General features: G+C 68.2%; 15 protein-coding genes. 8 read left to right on the top strand and 7 right to left on the bottom strand.

Going from position 1 to position 22,202, the window contains the following annotated elements:
• Positions 1 to 28: 28 nt before the first annotated feature.
• Positions 29 to 1,258 carry an MFS transporter gene (locus EV666_RS12070; RefSeq protein ID WP_132008129.1) on the top strand — a complete coding sequence of 410 codons (1,230 nt, stop codon included), beginning with the start codon at positions 29 to 31 and terminating at the stop codon, positions 1,256 to 1,258.
• Positions 1,259 to 3,758: 2,500 nt separating this feature from the next.
• On the opposite strand, the gene EV666_RS12065 is transcribed toward EV666_RS12070, so the two are convergent.
• A complete protein-coding gene (locus EV666_RS12065; RefSeq protein ID WP_132008126.1) occupies positions 3,759 to 3,941 on the bottom strand; it encodes a YdcA family protein in 183 nt (60 codons plus the stop codon).
• A gap of 300 nt (positions 3,942 to 4,241) precedes the next feature.
• On the opposite strand from EV666_RS12065, the gene EV666_RS12060 reads away from it, so the two are divergent.
• Together EV666_RS12060 and EV666_RS12055 are read left to right on the top strand one after the other, a co-directional pair.
• The gene (locus tag EV666_RS12060; RefSeq protein ID WP_132008123.1) at positions 4,242 to 4,886 is read left to right on the top strand and encodes a TetR/AcrR family transcriptional regulator; all 645 of its coding nucleotides are present in this window, start codon (positions 4,242 to 4,244) and stop codon (positions 4,884 to 4,886) included.
• Positions 4,887 to 4,971: 85 nt separating this feature from the next.
• Positions 4,972 to 6,525 (top strand): acyl-CoA synthetase, encoded by a 1,554-nt coding sequence (locus EV666_RS12055; protein ID WP_132008120.1) that lies wholly within the window; start codon positions 4,972 to 4,974, stop codon positions 6,523 to 6,525.
• Positions 6,526 to 6,622: 97 nt separating this feature from the next.
• Here EV666_RS12055 and EV666_RS12050 read toward each other — a convergent pair whose 3' ends face one another.
• Complete coding sequence (locus EV666_RS12050) at positions 6,623 to 7,675, bottom strand: phosphotransferase family protein (protein ID WP_132008117.1); 1,053 nt, start codon at positions 7,673 to 7,675, stop codon at positions 6,623 to 6,625.
• Between the two features lie 344 nt (positions 7,676 to 8,019).
• Between EV666_RS12050 and poxB the strand changes: the two genes are divergently transcribed.
• Positions 8,020 to 9,756: a ubiquinone-dependent pyruvate dehydrogenase gene (gene poxB / locus EV666_RS12045; protein ID WP_132008114.1), complete on the top strand. Its 1,737-nt coding sequence runs from the start codon at positions 8,020 to 8,022 to the stop codon at positions 9,754 to 9,756.
• 147 nt (positions 9,757 to 9,903) lie between these two features.
• On the opposite strand, the gene EV666_RS12040 is transcribed toward poxB, so the two are convergent.
• The 3 genes from EV666_RS12040 to EV666_RS12030 form a co-directional block, all read right to left on the bottom strand.
• Positions 9,904 to 13,143, bottom strand: a complete 3,240-nt coding sequence (locus EV666_RS12040) for an efflux RND transporter permease subunit (protein ID WP_132008111.1) — start codon at positions 13,141 to 13,143, stop codon at positions 9,904 to 9,906.
• Positions 13,144 to 13,154: 11 nt separating this feature from the next.
• On the bottom strand, positions 13,155 to 14,447 hold the full coding sequence (locus EV666_RS12035; RefSeq protein WP_132008108.1) for an efflux RND transporter periplasmic adaptor subunit: 1,293 nt from the start codon (positions 14,445 to 14,447) through the stop codon (positions 13,155 to 13,157).
• A 212-nt stretch (positions 14,448 to 14,659) separates the two neighbouring features.
• A complete protein-coding gene (locus EV666_RS12030; protein ID WP_132008105.1) occupies positions 14,660 to 15,187 on the bottom strand; it encodes a hypothetical protein in 528 nt (175 codons plus the stop codon).
• A 328-nt stretch (positions 15,188 to 15,515) separates the two neighbouring features.
• Between EV666_RS12030 and EV666_RS12025 the strand changes: the two genes are divergently transcribed.
• Entirely contained in the window at positions 15,516 to 17,324 is a 1,809-nt protein-coding gene (locus EV666_RS12025; RefSeq protein WP_132008102.1) for a cytochrome c biogenesis protein DipZ, read from the top strand.
• Positions 17,325 to 17,379: 55 nt separating this feature from the next.
• Here the strand turns inward: EV666_RS12025 and EV666_RS12020 are convergent, their stop codons facing one another.
• Positions 17,380 to 18,183: an AprI/Inh family metalloprotease inhibitor gene (locus tag EV666_RS12020; protein WP_132008099.1), complete on the bottom strand. Its 804-nt coding sequence runs from the start codon at positions 18,181 to 18,183 to the stop codon at positions 17,380 to 17,382.
• A gap of 69 nt (positions 18,184 to 18,252) precedes the next feature.
• A complete protein-coding gene (locus EV666_RS12015) occupies positions 18,253 to 18,864 on the bottom strand; it encodes a cysteine hydrolase family protein (RefSeq protein ID WP_245514382.1) in 612 nt (203 codons plus the stop codon).
• A 215-nt stretch (positions 18,865 to 19,079) separates the two neighbouring features.
• Here EV666_RS12015 and EV666_RS12010 point away from each other — a divergent pair, with 215 nt between their 5' ends.
• The 3 genes from EV666_RS12010 (at position 19,080) to EV666_RS12000 (ending at position 22,010) form a co-directional block, all read left to right on the top strand.
• Complete coding sequence (locus EV666_RS12010; protein WP_342635662.1) at positions 19,080 to 20,285, top strand: NAD(P)/FAD-dependent oxidoreductase; 1,206 nt, start codon at positions 19,080 to 19,082, stop codon at positions 20,283 to 20,285.
• A gap of 96 nt (positions 20,286 to 20,381) precedes the next feature.
• Positions 20,382 to 20,786 carry a carboxymuconolactone decarboxylase family protein gene (locus EV666_RS12005; protein ID WP_132008090.1) on the top strand — a complete coding sequence of 135 codons (405 nt, stop codon included), beginning with the start codon at positions 20,382 to 20,384 and terminating at the stop codon, positions 20,784 to 20,786.
• 195 nt (positions 20,787 to 20,981) lie between these two features.
• Positions 20,982 to 22,010: an ABC transporter ATP-binding protein gene (locus tag EV666_RS12000; RefSeq protein WP_132008317.1), complete on the top strand. Its 1,029-nt coding sequence runs from the start codon at positions 20,982 to 20,984 to the stop codon at positions 22,008 to 22,010.
• Positions 22,011 to 22,202: the final 192 nt, after the last annotated feature.

Raw genomic sequence — 22,202 nt, 5'->3', positions numbered from 1 at the left:
TTGTTAACTGGTCATTGTCCGGGATCCCATGACACACGCGAAAACCAGCCCCCTCGCCGATCTGCCGGAAGCCTCCCCATATCGCTTCGAGCGAAGCAATGTTCTGAAGCTGGCGATCGCCCAGGCGCTGGCCGGGGCCAACGCCATCGTCGTCTATGCGACCGGCGCGATTGTCGGCCATACGCTGGCGCCCAGCCCGCTGCTGGCGACGCTGCCAATTTCCATTTTCGTCGTGGGCATGGCGATCTGCACCCTGCCGGCCGGCGTCATTGCCCGCCGGCACGGCCGCATCACGGCGTTCCTGACGGGGACGGGATGCGGCGTCCTCGCCGGCCTCATCGCCGCGCTGGCGGTGGCCTATGGATCGTTCTGGCTGTTTTGCGTCGCCACATTCCTGGGCGGCGGCTACGCCGCTGTCGTGCTGTCGTTCCGCTTCGCGGCCGCCGACTGCGCCCCGCCCGCGCGTCGGCCGCGCGCCCTGTCCACCGTCATGGCCGGGGGCGTGTTCGCCGGCGTGATCGGCCCGCAACTCGTCACCTACACGATGGATATCTGGGCGCCCTACATGTTCGCGGCCACCTACCTGGCGCAGGCGCTTGTGGCGGCCCTGTCAGCGCTTCTGCTGTCCAGCGTCCGGCTGCCGGCGTCAACCACGGAGGAAGCTTCAGGCGGACGGCCGCTCGCCGTCATCGCCCGGCAACCGCGCTTCATTGTCGCCGTCGTTTGCGGGGTTGTTTCCTATCTGCTGATGAATTTTCTCATGACGGCGGCGCCGCTGGCGATGCAGATGTGCGGCCTCTCCCAGACAGACGCCAATCTGGGCCTGCAGTGGCACGTCATCGCCATGTATGGGCCAAGCTTTTTCACCGGCCAGCTCATCACGCGATTTGGCGTCGCACGGGTTGTCGCCGCCGGCATGCTGCTGATAGCGGCCGCCGCGGCCGCCGGCCTGACGGGCGTTGACGTCGGCCACTTCTGGCTCACCCTGGTGCTGCTTGGCGTTGGCTGGAACTTCGGTTTCGTCGGCGCCTCGGCGCTTGTGCTTGAATGCCACCGCCCGGAAGAAAAAACCCGGGTCCAGTCCCTCAACGACTTCCTGGTCTTCGGCACGATGGCGTTTGGCTCATTTCTTTCCGGTGGGTTGCTGACGACCTATGGCTGGAACACGGTGCTCTGGCTGTCGTTCATCCCGATTGCCCTGGCGGGCCTGGCCCTGGCCTGGGCAGCCAGACTGCGCCGAATCCAGCCTGAACCATGACCGCCTCGAAATGACCTGAGGATCGCCGCCAGGATGAGCCACGCCCCCCGCGTGGGGGGCGACCGATGACCCGCGCGAATGCCTGCGCAAGTTGCTCGTTTCGATCCACACCCCAAGGGGGCGACCGCACGTCGCGAGATCAACAGGGGCGCGGCGGAGGTTTCGATCCACGCCCCCGCGTGGGGGCGACATGGCATCGCGCTGATGACGCTTCCAATCCGGCTGTTTCGATCCACGCCCCCGCGTGGGGGCGACTTCGCCGACGCCGCGTCCATGTCCGTGTTCATGGCGTTTCGATCCACGCCCCCGCGTGGGGGCGACCACCGGCGAGATCGGCCGCAGGCTGGCCATGCTGGTTTCGATCCACGCCCCCGCGTGGGGGCGACAGAGTTTCGCGCCCTCGGCCGGCTGCTTGAGCCCGTTTCGATCCACGCCCCCGCGTGGGGGGCGACGACCGGATAGGCGATCAGATACGGCGGGGATTCCTGTTTCGATCCACGCCCCCGCGTGGGGGGCGACCAGGCCACGATGGAAAGCGGGCTCAATCCGAACCTGTTTCGATCCACGCCCCCGCGTGGGGGGCGACTGGCGGGACGGCTTAACGGCACGGCGCCACCGCTGTTTCGATCCACGCCCCCGCGTGGGGGGCGACGCGCCGTCCCGGCGATTGACGGCCGGGGCTGGGTGTTTCGATCCACGCCCCCGCGTGGGGGCGACCTGCCCGGCGACACAGGGCGATCCGCAACTTACGCGTTTCGATCCACGCCCCCGCGTGGGGGCGACTTGCGCGTCGCGCCCGACACCATCTCCTCAGGGATGTTTCGATCCACGCCCCCGCGTGGGGGGCGACCATCTCGACATCATCGACAGGCGCGCTGGGCGCGTTTCGATCCACGCCCCCGCGTGGGGGACGACTCCCTGACTGGGTGCAAGCACGCTTCCCGGCTTGCCTGTTTCGATCCACGCCCCCGCGTGGGGGACGACGCGGCAGCATGCACGAACAGTTTCGTTTGGCAGTGGTTTCGATCCACGCCCCCGCGTGGGGGACGACAATCAACCACCGCCGCTCTCCGAAATTCTCGCGGAGTTTCGATCCACGCCCCCGCGTGGGGGACGACCGTTGTTAGCGTCAAGAAGAGCTATCATATCCAAGTTTCGATCCACGCCCCCGCGTGGGGGACGACCGCATCTCAACTCAACGCACAGATAACTCTAATAGTTTCGATCCACGCCCCCGCGTGGGGGACGACCATCGCATTCGGCGACCTGCGCGACATCTTCGACGAGTTTCGATCCACGCCCCCGCGTGGGGGACGACAAAGTCTTTTGCAGTCCGGGACGCTTGAGCTTGTCGTTTCGATCCACGCCCCCGCGTGGGGGACGACCGTAGTTGTGCCACTTAGCGCAGCGCCCGAAAAAGTTTCGATCCACGCCCCCGCGTGGGGGACGACTTGCGCCGGCCATGATCTGGACCGGCGCCCAGAAGTTTCGATCCACGCCCCCGCGTGGGGGACGACGGCTCCAGTACTATTCTGCTGGGCGCAGGTTGCAATTGTTTCCGGTTGCGCGAACAACGCCGGGGTGGATCCGGGACGCGACCCTTGCGCGGGTTATGCGCTGGAAATGAATTGTAAATCATGGGCTTGGCAGAGGCGCGAACCTGGCGGGGGTGACGGGCCAGCTTGGGGTTCGCGCGGGGTCAGGTGGGTCGCGCGCGCGGGACCGTTTTGCTGAAACTCGGCGTAAACATTGAGGATGAAATCAACAGGTGGGTCGCGCGCGGGGCCGTTTTGCCGGGCGGCGCAGGGCGCTTCAGGATTGAGAGCATGGCCCGCCTTAAAGCTTAGCTCCTCCATCACCATTCATGATCGGCAAAAGCGGTGGCGCAACCATAACCGGGCGACCGGTTCCTGCATCACGGGCGCAGGCGTCACCGCTGTCGCGCTCCCCACAAATGGCAGGCTGGCCTGACAGCAGCCGGCCCGGCGAATGGACCCGGCGCCGGTGCTTTGGGGGCCGGGCCCATCCTGGCGCGAGGCAAGGGCAGAGCCTGGCTGGCCGGCCCCCGGCGTCAGCAACCTGACGCCTTTGTCCCGCTCCCGCTCCTGCACCAGCGACGTTGAGGCATCCTTGCGGCTGACAGACCCGCTTTGAAAGCAGCCAGTCCGGCAGGGCCGTCCGGCAAACTCTCTTCCGTTTCCGGCCTGTTTCCATCCAGGCCCGAGCCAGCGGCGCAGGCGGGGCTTGGTCGCTCAGGCGTCAACGACCTGACGTCCTCCGTTCCCACGCCAGGAGCGCAGACGCAGCAGGCGATCCTTGCAACTGGCAGACCCGCTTTGACAGTAGCCAGTCCGGGCAGATCGGGCCGGCGGGCCGGCCCGGCTCCCGTGCTCCGTCGGCTGTTTGCTGTTTCTATCCTGGCGCTGCGTTTTGCCTGGCGCTGCGTTTTGCCTGGCGTTGGCGTTTTGCCTGGCGCACGCATTTGGCGGCCAAAGCGGATCTAGCGGCTGCATGTGCGCTTCGACTGGCTGATGGAGCCATCCTTGCAGATGAATTTGCCGTTCCTGCAATGCGAGACGCCGCCCTTGCCCTTCGAGCAGGGATAGTTCCGGGCGTCAGCCGGGGCGGCGGCCAGTCCAAGCCCGAGCACAACCGCAGGAATGATCTGCAACAGCCGTTTCATTGTCAGCCCTCCCCCAAGTCTTTCTGGGGCGCCGCGCCGGCGCCCCCACTTCATGCGCCCGCCGTCATCCACGCCCTGCCTTGCGGCAGATGGCCAGGAAAACTGGCGCTGGAGCAAACATGGCAAGGATGCCGTTACGAAGTCCAGATATGCCGCTGCGGCAGACGGCAGATCGCATGGCCCATCCCGGCGGCCGCGTTATCGCCAAGTCTTGACATGACCGAATGGTAATATATTGACTCTGCCACCGGCGGCCTCCGGTCGACCCGCCATTCAGCAGAGAGGAAACGGGCGCTTGACATGACCAGGTCCAAGAGCAGGAAAGTCCCAGACATCACGTCGCCATGGGAGCCTTTCGAGGACCGGCGTCGCGCCCGGGACATCAAACGCGAGGCTGTGCTGCGCGTCGCGGTGCATCTGTTCCTGGAGCAGGGATATGACCGCACCTCGCTGAACGAGGTGGCGGAGCGGCTGAACATCACCAAGCCGGCGCTCTATAACTATTTCGCCAACAAGGAAGAAATCCTCGTCGAGTGTTACAGCCTCGGTCAGGAACTGTCCGAGGGCGCGCTGACCCGGATGCGGGAGCAGGACGGCGATGGCCTGTTCCGCCTGCGCGGGCTGATCCGCGGTCACGCCCTGACCATGGCCCAGGACTTCGGCCAGTGCCTGGTGCGCATCGACGACCGGGTGCTGTCGCCCGAGGCGCGGCGTGAGGTGCGCGCCGGCAAGCGGCTGATCGACGCCGGTTTCCGCGCCTTCATCAGCGAGGGCATCGCCGATGGCTCGATCCGCCCCTGCGACGTCAAGCTCACCGCCTTCGCCATCGCCGGCGCGCTGAACTGGATCGGACACTGGATCCAGCCAGACGGCGACCGCTCGCCGGAGCAGATCGCCGACGAAATGGCGTTGCGCCTGACGGAGGGCATCGCCAACACCGCCTGACAAGGTCGCGGCCTGCGGCCAGCCAGCGACCAGCAACAATAACGGCCCGCAAAAACAGTTTGGGACGCCAGAGGGAGAAGGCACCATGAACATCACCCACGGCCTGCGCCGGGCGCTTCAGGTCAATCGCAACGGGACCGCCGTCATCGACGGCGACCGGTCCCTCACCTGGGGCGAGGTCGGCGATCGCGTCGCAAGACTCGCAGGCGTGTTGCAGCAACAGGGTGTGCAGCGGGGCGACCGCGTCGCCGTGCTGTCGCTGAACAGCAGCCGCTACCTTGAGCTTTACCTCGCCACCGCCTGGGCTGGCGCGGTGATCGTGCCGCTCAATATCCGCTGGAGCGTCGCCGAGAACCGCGATGCGCTGGAGGATTGCGGCGCGAAGATCATGTTCATCGACGCGGCGTTCGAGCAGCCGGCGCGCGAACTGGCGGCGCAGGTTCCCGGCGTGGCGCTGGTCTGGGCCGACGACGCGCCCGCCCCGGCCGACATCCCGGGCTATGAAGCCCTGCTGGCCGGGGCCACGGCGGTGGACGACGCCATGTGCGATCGCGATGCGCTGGCCGGCATTTTCTATACCGGCGGCACCACTGGCCGCTCCAAGGGCGTCATGCTCAGCCACGGCAATCTGGTGGCCAACGCCATGAACGCCCTGGCCGAGGGCCTGTTCGCGTCGGACACGGTGTATATCCACGCCGCGCCGATGTTCCACCTGGCCAATGGCGCCGCCATGTATTCGCTGCTGATCAGCGGCGGCTGCAACGTCATTCTGAAGTCGTTCAGCCCGGAGGGTCTGGCTGACCTCATCCAGCGCCACAAGGCGACCGAGATGCTGCTGGTGCCCACCATGATCCAGATGCTGGTCGACAGCCCGGCCATCGCCGGGTTCGATCTCTCCAGCGTGCGCCGCATCGTCTATGGCGCCTCGCCGATCAGTGAGGCGGTGCTGGACAGGGCGGCGGCGCGCCTGCCCGGCGCCGGCTTCGTGCAACTCTACGGCATGACCGAGCTGTCGCCCATCGCCACCTGCAATTCCGCCGCCAATCATGTGGGCGCGGCGCGCGACATCGGCCGCCACCGCTCGGCCGGCCGCGCCACCTTCGGCGTTGACGTACGCATCGTCGATGACAGCAACAGGGAACTGCCGCGCGGCGAGATCGGCGAGATCGTCGTGCGCGGCGACACGGTGATGATGGGCTACTGGCAGCGGCCCGAGGAAACCGCCAAGGCGGTGATCGACGGCTGGATGCACACCGGCGACGGCGGCTACATGGATGCGGACGGCTTCGTCTTCGTCGTCGACCGCATCAAGGACATGATCATCTCCGGCGGCGAGAACATCTATTCCACCGAGGTGGAGAATACCGTCGCCCAGCACCCCGCCGTGCTGCAATGCGCCGTCATCGGCATTCCGCATGAGCACTGGGGCGAGACGGTGCACGCGGTGATCGTGCTGAAGCCAGGCGCCGAAACCACCCAGGACGACGTCATTGCCTTCTGCAAGGCGCGGATCGCCGGCTACAAATGCCCGCGCAGCGTTGAAATCCGCACGGAACTGCCAATGTCCGGCGCGGGCAAGATCCTGAAGCGCGACCTGCGCAAGCCCTATTGGGACAATCGCGAGCGCAACGTCGCCTGAGGCTGACGTTCAAAGCCTGCTATCGGGAGCCCCGGCGGCGACGCCGGGGCTTTTGTTCAGGATGCGTGGGCGATCCCATGATCGCGAACGGGAGGGCTCACCTCGCCGCGCCTTCCGCAAGGCGAAGGCCATGGCCGAACAGGGTTGCGATGGAGGGGGCGAAGCGCTCCCACAGGTCATCGCGGCGCCTGCCGGTGCGATGCAGCTTGACATTGAGGCAGGCGATGGCGCCGAGGCGATACTGGGCGAGCGCCTGATGCCAGGCCAGATTGGCCAGCGCCGGCCCCCCGGCCGCGGCGTAGGCGGCGACGATGTCCTCGCCGGAAACCGGCGCCACCGGCTGCCAGCCCGCGTCCCAGGCCCGCCCGTCCGACATCATCAGCATCCAGCCCACATCGAGCCCCTGGGCGCCGATGGAGGCCAGCTCCCAGTCGATAATGCCGGTCGCCTGGCCGTTGTCGAACAGGATGTTGCCCGGCTGGTAGTCGCCGTGCACCAGGCCGATGGGCGCCGGGTCCGGCAGGCTGGCGCGCAGGGCGGCGTCGAGCGCCTGCCCGGCCGCCGCCCAGGCCGGATTGTCCGCATGGCGCAGCACCGATTTCCAGCGGTCGATCTCCTCCAGCAGCAGGCGCGGCGCCTCCCAGTCCGGCAGCGCCGTGCGCCAGTCGATCCGGTGGACGCTGGCCAGCAGCGTCGCGGTCTGCAGCCAGACTGAGCGCGCCGTCGCCGGGTCATCCGCGAACGAGGCGTGCGGCTCCCAGACGACGAAGACGCGGCCTGGCAGCTTTTCCATGACGATGAACGGCGCGCCCAGCAAATCCTCGCCCGCCGAAGCCCACGGAACCTCAGGAACCAGAAGCCCCTCCGCTTTCAAAGCCTGGAGCAGCGGGTACTGGCGGTAGACGTCGGTGTTGCCGCGCCGGGTGACGCCGGCCGGCGCCATTTTCAGGATATGGCCGCCGCGCATGGCGCCGTCAGAGTCGCGCACGTCAAACCCGTAGGTCAGGCCGGCGTGACCATCCTCCATCACGCCGAAATCACTGATGCTCACGTCCGCGTTCATGGCGCGCCGGATCATGTCCTGCACGCGGACGGCCAGTTGCTGGAACTGGTCGTTATCCGCCCGCGTCAATGCGGCCTGCCCGGTCATGCGCCTCTCTCCCAGATCTGTTGGCGTCCCGCCTGGCGGATCGCCACGGCTTCGTTCAGGCAGCTTAAAGTTACCGATCGGACAGTTAAAGTCCGTTCGATCATATTTATGCGATGCAACGCCGGCCCCGCGGGCGGCGGACCTTCCGTCGGCTTCGTGACGTGACGGAGACGTGGAAATGGGTTTGACTGGCCCGGCAGCCTTCTGCGGACGCGCCACGGCCGCGCGGCGGTGGCGCACTGGCCCCTTCAGGCGCGCCTTTGCCCCCGGGGCGCGGCCACGTCTGTGGAACCGCAAGGCCCCTGACGGGCCAATCCGCCCACCAACCTGCTGGACTGATACGGATGGCCACCCGAAACATCGCCGACCTCATGGTGGAAACTCTCGAACAGGCAGGCGTCGCGCGCATCTATGGCGTGGTCGGCGACAGCCTCAACGGGCTCACCGAGACCCTGCGCCGCAGGGCGCGCATCCGCTGGGTGCATGTGCGACACGAGGAGGTCGCGGCCTTTGCGGCGTCGGGCGAAGCCCAGATCACCGGCCAGCTTGCCGTTTGCGCCGGCTCGTGCGGGCCGGGCAACCTGCACCTGATTAACGGCCTGTTCGACGCCCAGCGCAGCCGCACGCCGGTGCTGGCCATCGCGGCGCAAATCCCCTCCCAGGAAATTGGCGGCGGCTATTTTCAGGAGACGCATCCCCAGGACCTGTTCCGCGCATGCAGCGTCTATTGCGAGCTGGTCTCCGATCCCAGGCAGATGCCTTATGTCATGGAAAACGCCGTGCGCGCCGCCATTGGCCAACGCGGCGTCGCCGTCGTGGTCATCCCCGGCGACGTCGCCCTGCAGGAGGCGCCAGCGCGCGCCGTGTCGCCTAAGGCCGGATTGCGGCCGCCCGCGCCCGTCGTCACCCCTGCGCCGGCGGAGCTCGACCGGCTGGCGGGCCTGCTGAACGACGCGAGACGCGTGACGCTGTTCTGCGGGCGCGGCTGCGCCGGCGCCCACGCCGAACTGATGGCGCTGGCCGAAACGCTGAAGAGCCCCATCGTCCATGCGCTGGGCGGCAAGGAACACGTGGAATACGACAATCCGTATGACGTCGGCATGACCGGGCTGATCGGCTTCGCCTCCGGTTATGAGGCGATGCAGACCTGCGACATGCTGCTGATGCTGGGGACGGATTTTCCCTACAAGCAGTTTCTGCCCGACGACGCGGTGATCGCCCAGGTGGACATCCGCCCGGCCAATCTCGGCCGCCGCTGCAAGCTGGATCTCGGCGTGGTCGGCGACGTGAAGGCGACGATCGCCGCCCTGTCGCCGCGCCTGGCGGCGAAGCAGGATCGCCAGCATCTGGACGACAGCCTCGCCCGTTATGTGAAATCCCGCGCCGGGCTCGACGCCCTGGCCGAAGGAACGCCGGGCCGCAAACCGATCCATCCGCAATATGTGGCGCGGCTGGTCAGCGAACTGGCGGCGGACGACGCGGCGTTCAGTTTCGACGTGGGCACGCCGACGATCTGGGCGGCGCGCTATCTGAAGATGAATGGCCAGCGCCGGCTGCTGGGCTCGCTCGTTCACGGCTCCATGGCCAACGCCCTGCCCCAGGCCATCGGCGCCCAGGCGGCGCAGCCGGGGCGGCAGGTGATCTCGCTCTCGGGCGATGGCGGCTTCACCATGCTGATGGGCGACCTGATCACGCTGGCCCAGGAGAAACTGCCGGTGAAGGTCGTCATCTTCAACAATGGCGTGCTCGGCTTCGTCGCCATGGAGATGAAGGCGGCCGGCTTCGTCGAGACAGGCGTTGATCTGGAAAACCCGGACTTCGCCGCGATGGCCCGGGCCATGGGCATCATGGCGTTGCGCGTCGAAGACCCCGGCGACCTGCCCGAAGCCCTGGCGAAAATCCTCGCCCACGAGGGCCCGGCGCTGCTGGATGTGGTGACGGCGAAGCAGGAGCTGTCGATTCCGCCGACCATCGCGCTGGAGCAGGCGAAGGGCTTTGGCCTGTGGATGCTGCGCGCGGTGATGAGCGGGCGCGGCGATGAGGTGGTTGATCTGGTCAAAACCAATCTGCTGGGACGTTAGGGCAATTCCCGATCCGCATGGATCGGGAATTGCTCCTGTTTTCCTTGTTTTGAGCGAACCAGACGGCGCCGCCTGGTTGGAAAAGCGCTCCAGACCTGAACGCCAGAAACACTCCGGGCCGGCGCTGTCGCCCGCCCGGAGTATGCCTCAGCCCGTGGCCGGCGCTTCGGCCTTGCGTCCGGCCGCGCCCAACAGGACGTAGAGCGTCGGCAGCGCCAGCAGGGTCAGCAGGGTGGCGCTGACCAGGCCGCCGATCACCACGGTGGCCAGCGGCTTCTGCACCTCGGCTCCCGCCCCGGTCGCCAGCGCCATGGGCAGAAAGCCCAGAGAGGCGACGAGCGCCGTCATCACCACCGGCCGGAAACGGGTGAGCGCCCCCTCCCACACCGCCTCGCGCATGGGCGCGCCCTCCTCCGCCAGCTGGCGGATGCGGCTGATCATCACCAGGCCGTTCAGCACCGCCACGCCCGACAGGGCGATGAAACCCACGGCGGCGGACACCGAGAACGGCATGCCGCGCAGCCACAGGGCGATGACGCCGCCCGTGAGCGCGAAGGGTACGGCGCTGAACACCAGCAGGGCGTCGCGCGTCGAGCCAAGCGCCTGGAACAGCAGGATGAAGATCAGCAGGAAGCAGGCGGGCGTGACGATCATCAGCCGCTGGCGGGCCGCGGCCAGGTTCTCGAACTGGCCGCCCCACGCCAGCCACGCGCCGGAGGGCAAGGCGACATGGGCGGCGATGCGCTGACGGGCGTCCTCCACCACCGAGGCGATGTCGCGACCGCGCACATTGGCGGTGACGACAATGCGGCGCTTGCCGTTTTCGCGGCTGATCTGGTTGGGCCCTTCCTCAACCGAGATCCGCGCCACCTGGCGCAGCGGCACGGAGCGCAACCCGGCTGACCCGCCGGAGGCGCCCGCTGGCGTTGGCGGTCCGGCGGGCAAGGCCACCGGCAGGTTCTTCAACGCCTCCAGATCGGCGCGCAGGGCGTCGTCGAGCCGGATGACAATGTCGAAGCGCCGGTCGCCCTCGAAAATCTGGCCCACGTGCTGGCCGCCGATCGCCGCGCCAATCACATCCTGAACCGTCGCGAGGCTGAGACCCAGCCGGCCGATTTCCTGCCGGTCGACGTCAATGTTGAGGAACGGCAGACCGGAAATCTGCTCGACCTTCACGTCGACCGCGCCCGGGGTGGCCCGCAGTTGCGCGGCGATCGCTTCGGCCGCCGGCGCCAGCCGGGCGAAATCATCGCCAAACACCTTCACCGCCAGATCACCGCGCGCGCCCGCCAGCAGTTCGTTGAAGCGCATCTGGATCGGCTGGGTGAACTCCAGGTTGTTGCCGGGCGCTGTCTCAGCCGCGGCGCGGATTTTCGCGATCAGCGCCTCCTTGCCGAGTTCCGGATCCGGCCACTCCGCTTCCGGCTTCAGCATGATGAAAGTGTCGGAAACGTTCACCGGCATGGGGTCGGAGGCGACCTCCGCCGTGCCGGTCTTGGAGAACACCAGCGCCACCTCCGGCAGGGCGCTGATCTCGCGCTCCACCGACAGCTGCATCGCCAGCGACTGGCTGAGCGAGGTCGAGGGAATGCGCATGGCGTGCATGGCGAGGTTCTTCTCATCCAGCTGGGGGATGAACTCCTGGCCAAGACGCAGGAACATGCCGCCGGCCGCCACCGCCAGCAGGACGCCGGCAAGCAGGGTGATGACCGGGCGGCGCAGGCTGGCGCCCAGGGCTGGCTGGTACAGCGCCTTCAGCCAGCGCACAATCGCCACGTCCTTCTCCAGAACCCTGCCGGAGATGACGATGGCGATCATTGCCGGAACGAAGGTGAGCGACAGCACGAAGGCGCTGGCCAGCGCCATGATCACCGTGAGCGCCATGGGCGTGAACATGCGCCCCTCGACGCCGCTGAACGACAGCATGGGCACATAGACGAGGATGATGATCGCCTGGCCGTAAACCGTGGGCCGGATCATCTCCTCCGCTGACTGGCGCACCACCGCGAGACGTTCCTCCAGCCCCAGCCCGCGGCCCAGTTCGTGCTGGCGCAGGCCGAGCCGCCGCAGGGCGTTCTCGGTGATGATCACCGCGCCATCGACGATCAGGCCGAAGTCCAGCGCGCCGAGGCTCATGAGATTGGCGCTGACGCCGGCGCGGACCATGCCGGTCATGGTCATCAGCATGGCCAGCGGAATCACCAGCGCCGTGATCACGGCGGCGCGGATATTGCCGAGCATCAGGAACAGCACGGCGATCACCAGCAGCGCCCCTTCCGTGAGGTTTCTGGCGACGGTGCGGATGGTGGCGTCCACCAAAGTGGTGCGGTCCAGCACCGGCTTCACCTCCACGCCCGGCGGCAGCAGCCTGGCGATCTCGCGCAACTTCTCGCCAGCGGCGGCGGCCACATCGCGGCTGTTGCCGCCGATGAGCATCAGCGCCGTGCCCACCACCGCCTCGCGGCCATTTTCCGAGGCGGCGCCCACCCGCAGCTCCTGCCCCGCGCCAACCGTCGCCACATCGCGAATGCGCACCGGCACGCCGGCGCGGGTGGTCACCACCACGGCGCCGATGTCCGCGATGCTGGTCAAACGGCCGCTGGAGCGCACCACATAGCCTTCACCGCCCCGCTCTACATAGCCGGCGCCCCGGTTCTGGTTGCTGGCGGCGAGCGCCGCGGCGATATCGCTGAAGGACAGGCCAAGCCCCGCCAGGCGCGCCGGATCGGGCCGCACCTGATATTGCCGGACATAACCGCCGATGGAGTCAACGCCGGCGACGCCGCGCACGGCGCGCATCTGCGGCCGGATCACCCAGTCCTGCAGGGTTCGCAGCCAGGCGGCGCGGTCCAGGTCGCTGGCCAGCCGCTCACCTTCAGGCGTGAGAAAGCTCCCATCCGCCTGCCAGCCGGGCTTGCCGTCGGTTTCCGGCCGGCCGTCCGGCTTGCTCATGTGCAGCGTCCACATGAAGATTTCGCCGAGGCCGGTGGTGACAGGCCCCATCTGGACCTCGACGCCGGGCGGCAGGGAGCCGCGCGCCTCGCCGAGGCGTTCGTTGACCTGGGCGCGGGCGAAATACAGATCGGTGGCGTCGCTGAACACGGCGGTGATCTGGGCGAAGCCGTTGCGGGACAGGGAGCGGGTGCTGGCGAGCCCGGGAATGCCGGACAGGGCGGTTTCCAGGGGGAACGTCACCTGCCGCTCCACGTCCTCCGGCGACAGGGCCGGCGCGAGGGCGTTGATCTGCACCTGGTTGTTCGTGATGTCAGGGGTGGCGTCGATGGGCAGCTTCAACGCCGACCAGGCGCCGAAGGCGGCGACCAGCAGCGTCAGCAGCGCCACCAGCCAGCGACGCCGGACGGAGAACGCGAGGATGCGCGCGATCATGCGTGATCTCCTCAGTGGGCGTGTTCGGCTTCGGCCTTGCCGAGCTCGGCTTTCAGCAGGAAGGCGTTTTGCGCGGCGACCCGCTCGCCCGCCGCCAGCCCCGACGTCACGGCGACATGGACGCCGTCGTCCCGCCCCAGGGCGACATTCCTGATGCGGAAACCCTCCGGGGTCTGGACGAACACCGCCGGGCGACCATTGATGGTTTGCGCGGCGGCGCGCGGAATGCGCAGCCCGACAGGCTCCTCGCCGATGGTCACCCGGGCGGTGACGAAGGCGCCGGGACGCCAGCGCAGCCCTGCGTTGTCCAGTTCGGCGATGACGCGGGCGGAGCGGGTGTCGGGCGTCAGCATGGGGCTGACGAAGATCACCCGTCCGGTGCTCGCCGCGCCGTCCTGCGCGGCGACGCGCACCTGCTGCCCTTCATGGATGCGGGACAGTTCATCGGCCGGAATCGCCAGGTCGATCCAGACCTTCGACAGGTCGGCGATGACGTACAGCTCCTTCTCCTGCCCCTCGCCGCCCACAGGCGCTCCCAGGTCAACGCGCCGCTCAACCACCCGGCCGCTGATCGGCGAGCGTAATGGATAGCGCTGGAAAGACTGGGCCGCGTCGGGGCCGGCGTTGCGCGAGGCCGCCACATCGTCTGGCGCGAGCCCCAGCGCCGTCAGCTTCTGGGCCGCCAGCTCGACGCGCAGCTCCACCTCCCGCAACGCATTGCGGGCGCGCAGATATTGCTGCTCGGCGGAGACGCGCCGGCTCCACAATTCCTGCTCACGGGCAAACAGGGTCTTCTGCAACTCCAGATTGGTCAGGGCGGCGAAATATTCGCTGCGCGCCTCGGCCACCTCGCGGCTGTCGAGTTCGGCGACGATTTCGTTTTTTTCCACCGCATCGCCCAACCGTTTGTTCAGCACGGCGACCGTGCCAACGACCCGCGCGGCGATGCGGGCGATGCGGTCGCTGTCCGGCGCGATCACCCCTGGGGCGGTCAGCGCCATGGTCAGAACGCCCGGGCCGGCGACGACGACCCCGACGCCGTGCGCGGCCGCCTGCCCGGGCGTCATGTGCACCAGCCCCTCGTCGTCATGATCGTGGCCGGCGGCCTGGCCGCCCGCCGCCTCACCCTTGCCCGCCCCCTGCGTCCGGGGTGGACCATGGTCATGGCCAGGGCTCGCCCAGGCCGCGGCGGCGGGCCATGCAGGCGCGGCGCGCCAGGCCGGGGGCAGGACGCTGGGGAGCGTGAATGCAAGCGCGCCGGCCGCAAGCACGGCGCTGGACGCAAACAAAATTCGGCGGTTCATCCGGAAATTCCTGACGGCCGGCGGCGGGCGCAGCCTCAGGCAAGCTCGAAACGTGATCAGGAACTTGCCATATCCTACTGAAATAACGCGATTTTAAGCCAATATACGTTCGCATCTCCGGACGTACTCCGGGGAGCGCGCGACAAAGGCGACGCGCGACAGCGCAGGCGCCCGATCACTCCCGGGGCGCTTGCGACGGTCTGTTCAGGAATTCAGGCGCGGGGCGGACGCAGCGGCGGGGCCGGACCACGCGGCGGCGGGCCGTCGCTGTCGCCGACGCGCCAGGTCAAATGCCGCATGGCGATCGGGGCGACGCTGCGACATGACTGGGCCGGCGTCACATGGCTATGGCAGCAATGGTGCGCCCCATGCAGGTCAGGGCTGTTGACGTCGGGGCTGGCGTGATCATGACCGGCATGGATGATGTCAGGACGTCCCGAGCCGTCGCTGGCCATCTCAAGCAGCGCGGCGCCCTGACCAGCGCTTCCATCATAGGCGTCAAGCGCGGCGGCGGGCGTCACCATGAGCGCCAGACAGACAAGGCCAACCAGGGTGAAAACCGCGCCCCGCCCAGCCGTTGCACCCGCCTTCAGGAGGGTTTCCAGCAAGGCGCGCGGGGAGCAGGCGTCGCACAGAAGCGAAAGCGCATGACCAGCCGCCGGCGCCCCACGCAGGGAATGCGCCGCAGCGCCACGCAGGGGCGTGGCTCGCCCCCGTGGGCCAGCTGTTGCTAACGTCATCACTTCCCCAATATGCCTGATCCGCGGCGGGAAACAAAACCCGGCGGCGCGAAAGCCGGCTTCCGGCCCCGCGACATGACGCTGCATTCGGGTTGGCGCTGCATTCCAGACCGCCCCAAGGCGGGACGCGCCGTTGTCACCCAGCGGCCTGGCGACAGGCGCGGTCCTGAACGAAAACCACCGCCCCGGGGGCGCGACGCGCCTGGAACAGCCAATTTTTACCCCAATCCCGCGCAAGATTGCTCCCGCGCAAGATTGCGGGCATTCCGTCATGGGCCGGCGCGGCCGGCCGGCGGCGCGCCCTTTGCGGCTCCTGGGGGGAACACTCATGACGACGCTGCTGGTCATCGCTTTTCTCGGCGGCGTGCTGACGATCATCAGCCCCTGCATCCTGCCAATTTTGCCCTTTGTGTTCGCCCGCGCCGGGCAGCCGTTCCTGCGCAGCACATTGCCCATGCTCGCCGGCATGGCCATCACCTTCGCCCTCGTTGCGTCGCTGGCGGCGATTGGCGGCGGCTGGGCGGTGCGAGCCAACGAATATGGCCGCATTGTCGCCATGGCGCTGCTGGCGGTTTTTGGCCTCAGCCTGCTGTCGCCGCGCCTCGCCGCCGTTGCGACGCGCCCCGTGGTGCGGCTGGGCGAGCGCCTGCTCAACAGGTCTGGAGCTGGCGGGGGATCAGGCGTCGCCGCGTCCCTGGCGCTGGGCGTCGCCACCGGCCTGCTCTGGGCCCCGTGCGCCGGGCCAATCCTTGGGCTGCTGCTGACGGGGGCGGCGCTCAACGGCGCCAACGCCGGCACGACCCTGCTGCTGCTGGCCTATGCGGCCGGCGCCGCCACCTCCATCGCCCTCGCCCTGCTGGCCGGCGGCCGGATATTCGACCGGCTGAAGCGCGCGCCGGCGATTGGCGAACGCGTCCGCCAGGGGTTGGGCGTCGCGGTGCTGGCGGGCGTCGCCGCCATCGCCCTGGGCCTCGACACGGGGCTGCTGTCGCGCCTCTCCTACACCAGCACCGCCACACTGGAACAGGCGGTGGTGGACCGCTTCCGCCCGAAGCCATCGGACAGCGTGGTGCGCACCACCTATCCGGACAAGAACACCGGCAAAACCACCTCCCCCCCTACGCCCGCCCCCGCGCCTGGCGCCACGCAGCCCTTCAGGAGCGCCCTGCCCGACCTGGGCCCGGCGCCGGCCATTGCTGGCGCGACCGACTGGCTGAACGCGCCGCCGCTGACCAACGAACAGCTGCGCGGCAAGGTCGTGCTGGTGGATTTCTGGACCTATTCCTGCATCAACTGCATCCGCACCATGCCCTATCTCCGGGCCTGGGCGGCGAAATACCGCGATCAGGGGCTGGTGGTCCTCGGCGTGCACACGCCAGAGTTCGCTTTCGAGAAGAACCTCGCCAACGTCCGCAAGGCCATCGGCGATTTCGGCGTCGTCTATCCGGTGGCGGTGGACAATGACTACGCCATCTGGCGGGCGTTCTCGAATGAATACTGGCCAGCGCATTACCTGATCGACGCCAGCGGCCACATCCGTTACCGGCATTTTGGCGAAGGCCAGTACGCCGAAACCGAGCAGGCCATCCAGGACCTGCTGCGCGAGGCCGGCGCCAGCGGCGTCGTCATGGCCGGCGCGCCGGTCACGGCCACGGGCGCGGGGGCCGAGGCGGCGCCGGATGTCGGCAATCTGCGCTCCCAGGAGACTTATCTGGGCTACAAACGGGCGGAGAACTTTGCCCCGGCCGGCGGCCTCACCGCCGACGCCTCACGCGTCTACGAGGCGCCGCAGCCGCAGACCAACCAGTGGGGCCTGGACGGGGCATGGACTGTCGGCGCCGAACACGCCCGGCTCGACGCCAGCGGCGGCGCCATCCGCTACCGTTTCAGCGCCCGCGACCTGCATCTGGTGCTGGGGCCGGGCCCGGCTGGCAAACCGGTGCGCTTCGTGGTGACCATCGACGGCAAGCCCCCCGGCGACAGCCATGGCGTCGACATCGACGCCGCCGGAGCCGGAACGGTGACGGAAAACCGGCTCTACCAGCTGGTGCGCCAGAAGGGCGATGTAACGCCGCACACCTTCGAAATCCGCTTTCTGGATCCGGGCGTGGAAGCCTACGCCTTCACCTTCGGATAGAGCCCGACCTTCGGATAGAGCCCGCCAGTCAGCGCCTCAGATGTGGGCGCCGAGGTTACTCCCGCCGACCGGGGACGCAACCGTTGGAAAACAGGATGAAACGGCGGCCGTCGCGCTCAAACAGCTTGGTGATGTAGCCGGTGCGTCCATCAAGCTGGACGCGACACCATTGCGATCCGTCGGGCTGGCGCAGGCAAGCGTCGGTCTGCAGGCAGGCGTTGACCGGAGCCTGGCCGACCAGGGCGGCGGAAAATGACGGCGCAACCCGAACATTGGCAAGCGAGACGATCCGCAGGCTGGTCTGCTGTCCTGGAGCCAAAGCCGGCGCTGTCAGATCGCGCGCGTCGGCGCAACGCGATGACTGGCCATAATAGACGGCGCAACCGGGCCGCGGCGCCACGGCCTGCGCTCGCCCCGCCCCTGCGTACAGCCTGAGCGGCCGCCCCGAGGTCATGCGGCCGGACAGGACCTCGCCCCGATCGCGCAGCACCGCCAGCGTGGCGCCGGAGATGTCGACGAGCACCAGCTCCCGCCCACGACCCCGCCAGCGGGACAGGCTCATCAAATCTCCCGCGCAGCCGCGTGCGGAGGCCATGAACCCACCCATGATGCTGCCGGTGGCGGACAGCTCCACCACGCAGCGCTGTGGCCGGCCAAAATCATCGACCAGTTCAGCCTGCCAGACGCCAGAAAAGCCCTGGGCCTGGGCTTGGGTCTGGGCCTTGGCCTGGGTCTGCGCCTGGGCCGCCGGGTTTGCGGCAAGCAGCAGCGCAAGGCTGGCGGCAAGCGTCGGCCACAGGCGCAGCCACCTCTGCGACGCCAGGGAAGAAAACGCGGGGAGACACCGGAACGCTCGCATGGGGACACCGCAGCCGGAGGGATATCCGCATCGTTAGCATGGCCTTCCTGGTTGGCGCGAGCGGCGGCGTCACCGGCGCCAGGCGTCCAGCACATCAGCGATCCGGCAGACCTCAAGCTGTTCGGAAAAGCGCCGGGCGAACATTTTCAGCATGGCGTCGTGCGTCTCGTCGGAAAAACTGCAGACGCCATCCGCCACGAGCACGACCCGGTAGCCCCGGTCGATGGCGCCGATCACCGTCGCCATGACGCAGATATCCGTTTCGCCGCCAGAGATAATCAGCGTGTCGCCGCCACTGTCGCGCAGCAGCGCGTCCAGCCCGCCTTCCAGCCACGGCGAATAGACATGCTTGTCCACCACCCGGGCTGGGGGAACAAAACGGCGCAGCGCCGGGGCCAGGTCGATGGCTCCGGCGCCGATTTCCGCCAGCGTGACGGCGGCCCAGCGCTGGTAATAGCGCGCCCAGGCGCCGCGTCCCTCGCCAGGCCTGGACGCCGGAATGAAGCGGGTGAAAATGGTTTGCGCCGGGCGATGGGCGCACAAGGCCTCAAGCCCCGGCAGGATGCGCCCGAACCAGGGCAGGGCCCACGGGTAGCCGTCGCTGAACAGGGTCTGCATGTCGACGCAGACATGCAGGCTGTCCGGCGCCAGGGGGCCAAATTTGAGACCGGTCCGCTCCACGTCCTGCTCCCCCTGTCCCTGCCCATCCAGTTGGGAAATGTCCGGCGAGACGGGAGGTTCCAGGCGGAACCGCGCCGGGGCCGGCGCGTTGGAAATGAGGCGCCCGCCCGGAAAATGCGCCGGCGGGCCGCCTGGGACAAACGCGAACCAGCCTGGAACGGCGCGTGATCCGGCGTCACCGCGTCTCGGGCCGGGTCGCGCCATGGGGGGCGTTGATGCGTAAACTTGACCTGCGTTCTGGCGATCCGGTGTGGCTGGCCGACCCGCCGCCACGGCCGGCCTGCCGGCGGTTGCGGCGCGACATGAAAACGGAAGTGCTCGTCGTCGGCATGGGTATTTCCGGGGCGATGGTCGCCGAGGCGTTGACGGAGGCCGGCCACGAGGTGGCGATGATCGACCGGCGCGGACCCATGCTGGGGTCGACGCCGGCCACCACCGCCCTGATCCAGTTCGAGATTGATACGCCGCTGACCAGGCTGACCCGGATGATCGGCCAGGAAAAAGCCGTGCGCGCCTGGCGTCGCGCCCGTCTCGCCGTGGGCAATCTGCGCGACCATATCGGGACGCTCGGGCTGGCCTGCCGCATGCAGCCGCGCCAGACGCTGTATCTTGCTGGCAACGCGCTCACCGGCGCCGCCCTGCGCGCCGAAGCGGAAGCGCGCGCCTCCGCCGGCCTGCCGGCCCGCTACCTCACCGCATCGGAATTGCAGGCGGGCTTTGGCATGGCGCGCGCCGGGGCCATCCTCTCGACAGGCAATCTAGCGCTTGATCCGCTGCGGCTGACCGCCGGCCTGCTGCGCGCGGCGCGCCAGCGCGGCGCACGCTTCTTCGCCCCGGAGCAGATGAACGCCGCCGCCAGCCACCGCGACCGTGTCGAGGTGGCGCTGGAATCCGGCCGCACCATCACGGCGAAACACGTGGTTCTCGCCACCGGTTACGAACTGCCGGACATGGCGCCGAAGGACCGGCATCGGATCATTTCCACCTGGGCCATCGCCACGCGGCCGCAGCCCCGAAGCGCCCTGTGGCCTGGGGAGGCGCTGATCTGGGAGGCGTCCGACCCGTATCTGTATCTGCGCGCCACCAGCGACGGGCGCGTCATCTGCGGCGGAGAGGACGCGGATTTCGCCGACGAGGCGCGACGCGACGCGCTGACCGGCGAAAAAACCCGCCGGATCAGCGAGAAACTGGCGAAGCTGCTGCCGGACATTGATCCGACGCCGGAATTTCGCTGGGCCGGCAGCTTTGGCGACACCACCACCGGCCTGCCGCTGATAGGCCCCCTGCCGGGAACGCCGCGGATTTTCTCGCTGATGGGTTACGGCGGCAACGGCGTCACCTTCTCGCGCATCGGCGCAGAGCTTGTCCGCGCCGCCCTGGCCGGCGGCGAGGACGCCGACGCGGACATTTTCGCCCATTAGCCAGGCGGAGGTTCACACGGCGCGGCGCCAGCATAAGGTAAGGCCCGGAGCGGGCGCCCTTGCCCGCCCCCTTCAGAACCCGCAAGGACGACAACCATGGCGACGATCCGGCTGCTCACCGTCGAAGAAGCTGACGGCATTCCCGAGGCGCGGGCGGTGCTCGACGATATCCGCGCTGTCCGCCAGTCATCGTTCATCAACAATTTCTGGCTGGCGCTGGCCAACAATCCGCCGCTGCTGGCGCGCATCTGGGGCGACGTCAAACAGATCATGACGGCGCCTGGCGCCCTCGATCCGCTGACGCGGGAGATGATCTATATCGCTGTCTCCACCGCGAACAATTGCGCCTATTGCGTCCACTCCCACACCGCCGCCGCCAGAGCCAAAGGAATGAGCGACGCGCAGCACGGCGAGTTGCTGGCGATCATCGGCCTCGCCTCCCAGACCAACGCCCTGGCCAATGGCATGCAAATTCCGGTCGACGCGGCGTTTCAGGCGTAGGCTGGCGGTGTTGCGGGCATCCACGCCTTCGCCCCATGGAACCGGACGCCGCTGGCCGGAATGGCTCATGTCTTGCCAGCCCGCTCTTGCCCCGGCGGACGCGCTGCCCTATCCGGCGCAGGTCACCCGAATTTCAGGAAGCACCACGTGCCAGAGGCCAATCCGCCAGCAATGGAACTGTCTGAAGCCCCGCCCATGCTGGCGGTGCGCGGCGTGTCGCGCCGCTTCGGCGGCAGGCAGGCGCTGGATGCGGTTTCCCTGACCCTGGCCCCCGGCGAGATCATCTGCCTGGTTGGCCAGTCGGGCTGCGGCAAATCCTCGTTGCTGCGCCTGATCGCCGGCGTCGATGCGCCGGACGCCGGCTCGATCGTGCTGAATGGCGCGGAGATCGCCGGCCCTGGCGTTTTCGTCGAGCCGGAAGACCGCCATATCGGCTTCATGTTCCAGGATTACGCGCTGTTTCCGCATCTGACGGTGGCGGACAACATCGGGTTCGGCCTGCGGCGGCTGCCAAAGGCCGAGGCCCGGCGGCGCACGGCGGAGGTGATGGCGCGCATTGGCGTCGCCGGCATGGCCGGGCGGTATCCGCACACGCTGTCCGGCGGCGAGCAGCAGCGCGTCGCCCTGGCGCGCGCCCTGGCCCCGCAGCCGGTGCTGCTGCTGATGGACGAGCCATTCTCCAACCTGGACCGGGGCCTGAGCGACCGGGTGCGGGCCGAAACCCTGGCGATCCTGCGCGATCTTGGGACCGCCGCGATCATCGTCACCCATGATCCCGAAGAGGCGCTGGCGGCCGGCGACCGGGTGGCGCTGATGCAGGATGGGCGGGTGGCGCAAACCGGAACCGGCCGCGACATCCACGACCGGCCCTGCTCGCTTTACGTCGCCGAGTTCTTCCGGCCCTGCAACAGGCTCGCGGGCCAGGCGCGCGGCGGCCAGGTCGCGACGCCGCTGGGCGCCTTCCCCACCACGCTGGCTGACGGCCAGGGCGCCGTCGTCTGCATCCGCCGCCACGCGCTCCAGGTCGCGGCGCCAGGGGCCGGCGCGGCGGCGCAGGTCACCGGCAGCGTATTCCTCGGCGACGTGGAGGAACTGGCCCTGCGGGTCGCCGGCGTCAGCGAACCCCTGGTCATGCGGGTCATGGGCCATGCGCCGGCGCGGCCAGGCGACACGCTTTCCGTCGCTGTTTCGCCCGATGGCGCCATGGTCTTCCCCGCGATTTGACCATGGTGGAATAGATATGCGTTGAAAGCAGCGCCGTCATGTGTTTCAGGAAGGATGGGCGTCGATGTTGCGCGCAACGCGAGAACATTGGCCAGTTTTGAATGATTCTACATTTGAAACTGACATGCTTTTACTGGAAACGGTCGGGAAGACGGCAACATGAAGAAGAGTGTTTCGATCCGCTCCGTCCTG

Source organism: Camelimonas lactis, assembly GCF_004342915.1.
Lineage (GTDB): Bacteria > Pseudomonadota > Alphaproteobacteria > Rhizobiales > Beijerinckiaceae > Camelimonas > Camelimonas lactis.
Note: the sequence above shows the minus strand (reverse complement) of the source record. Positions and strands in the feature narration are given on the sequence as shown.

Excerpts from the sequence above, each read along its gene's own strand:
- EV666_RS12050 (WP_132008117.1), bottom strand. The coding sequence starts at position 7,675 with ATGACCGGGCAGGCCGCATTGACGCGGGCGGATAACGACCAGTTCCAG.
- EV666_RS12065 (WP_132008126.1), bottom strand. The coding sequence starts at position 3,941 with ATGAAACGGCTGTTGCAGATCATTCCTGCGGTTGTGCTCGGGCTTGGA.
- EV666_RS12025 (WP_132008102.1), top strand. The coding sequence starts at position 15,516 with ATGACGACGCTGCTGGTCATCGCTTTTCTCGGCGGCGTGCTGACGATC.
- EV666_RS12060 (WP_132008123.1), top strand. The coding sequence starts at position 4,242 with ATGACCAGGTCCAAGAGCAGGAAAGTCCCAGACATCACGTCGCCATGG.
- EV666_RS12035 (WP_132008108.1), bottom strand. The coding sequence starts at position 14,447 with ATGAACCGCCGAATTTTGTTTGCGTCCAGCGCCGTGCTTGCGGCCGGC.
- EV666_RS12010 (WP_342635662.1), top strand. The coding sequence starts at position 19,080 with ATGCGTAAACTTGACCTGCGTTCTGGCGATCCGGTGTGGCTGGCCGAC.
- EV666_RS12040 (WP_132008111.1), bottom strand. The coding sequence starts at position 13,143 with ATGATCGCGCGCATCCTCGCGTTCTCCGTCCGGCGTCGCTGGCTGGTG.
- EV666_RS12055 (WP_132008120.1), top strand. The coding sequence starts at position 4,972 with ATGAACATCACCCACGGCCTGCGCCGGGCGCTTCAGGTCAATCGCAAC.
- EV666_RS12070 (WP_132008129.1), top strand. The coding sequence starts at position 29 with ATGACACACGCGAAAACCAGCCCCCTCGCCGATCTGCCGGAAGCCTCC.
- EV666_RS12000 (WP_132008317.1), top strand. The coding sequence starts at position 20,982 with ATGCTGGCGGTGCGCGGCGTGTCGCGCCGCTTCGGCGGCAGGCAGGCG.
- EV666_RS12005 (WP_132008090.1), top strand. The coding sequence starts at position 20,382 with ATGGCGACGATCCGGCTGCTCACCGTCGAAGAAGCTGACGGCATTCCC.
- poxB (WP_132008114.1), top strand. The coding sequence starts at position 8,020 with ATGGCCACCCGAAACATCGCCGACCTCATGGTGGAAACTCTCGAACAG.
- EV666_RS12020 (WP_132008099.1), bottom strand. The coding sequence starts at position 18,183 with ATGCGAGCGTTCCGGTGTCTCCCCGCGTTTTCTTCCCTGGCGTCGCAG.
- EV666_RS12030 (WP_132008105.1), bottom strand. The coding sequence starts at position 15,187 with ATGACGTTAGCAACAGCTGGCCCACGGGGGCGAGCCACGCCCCTGCGT.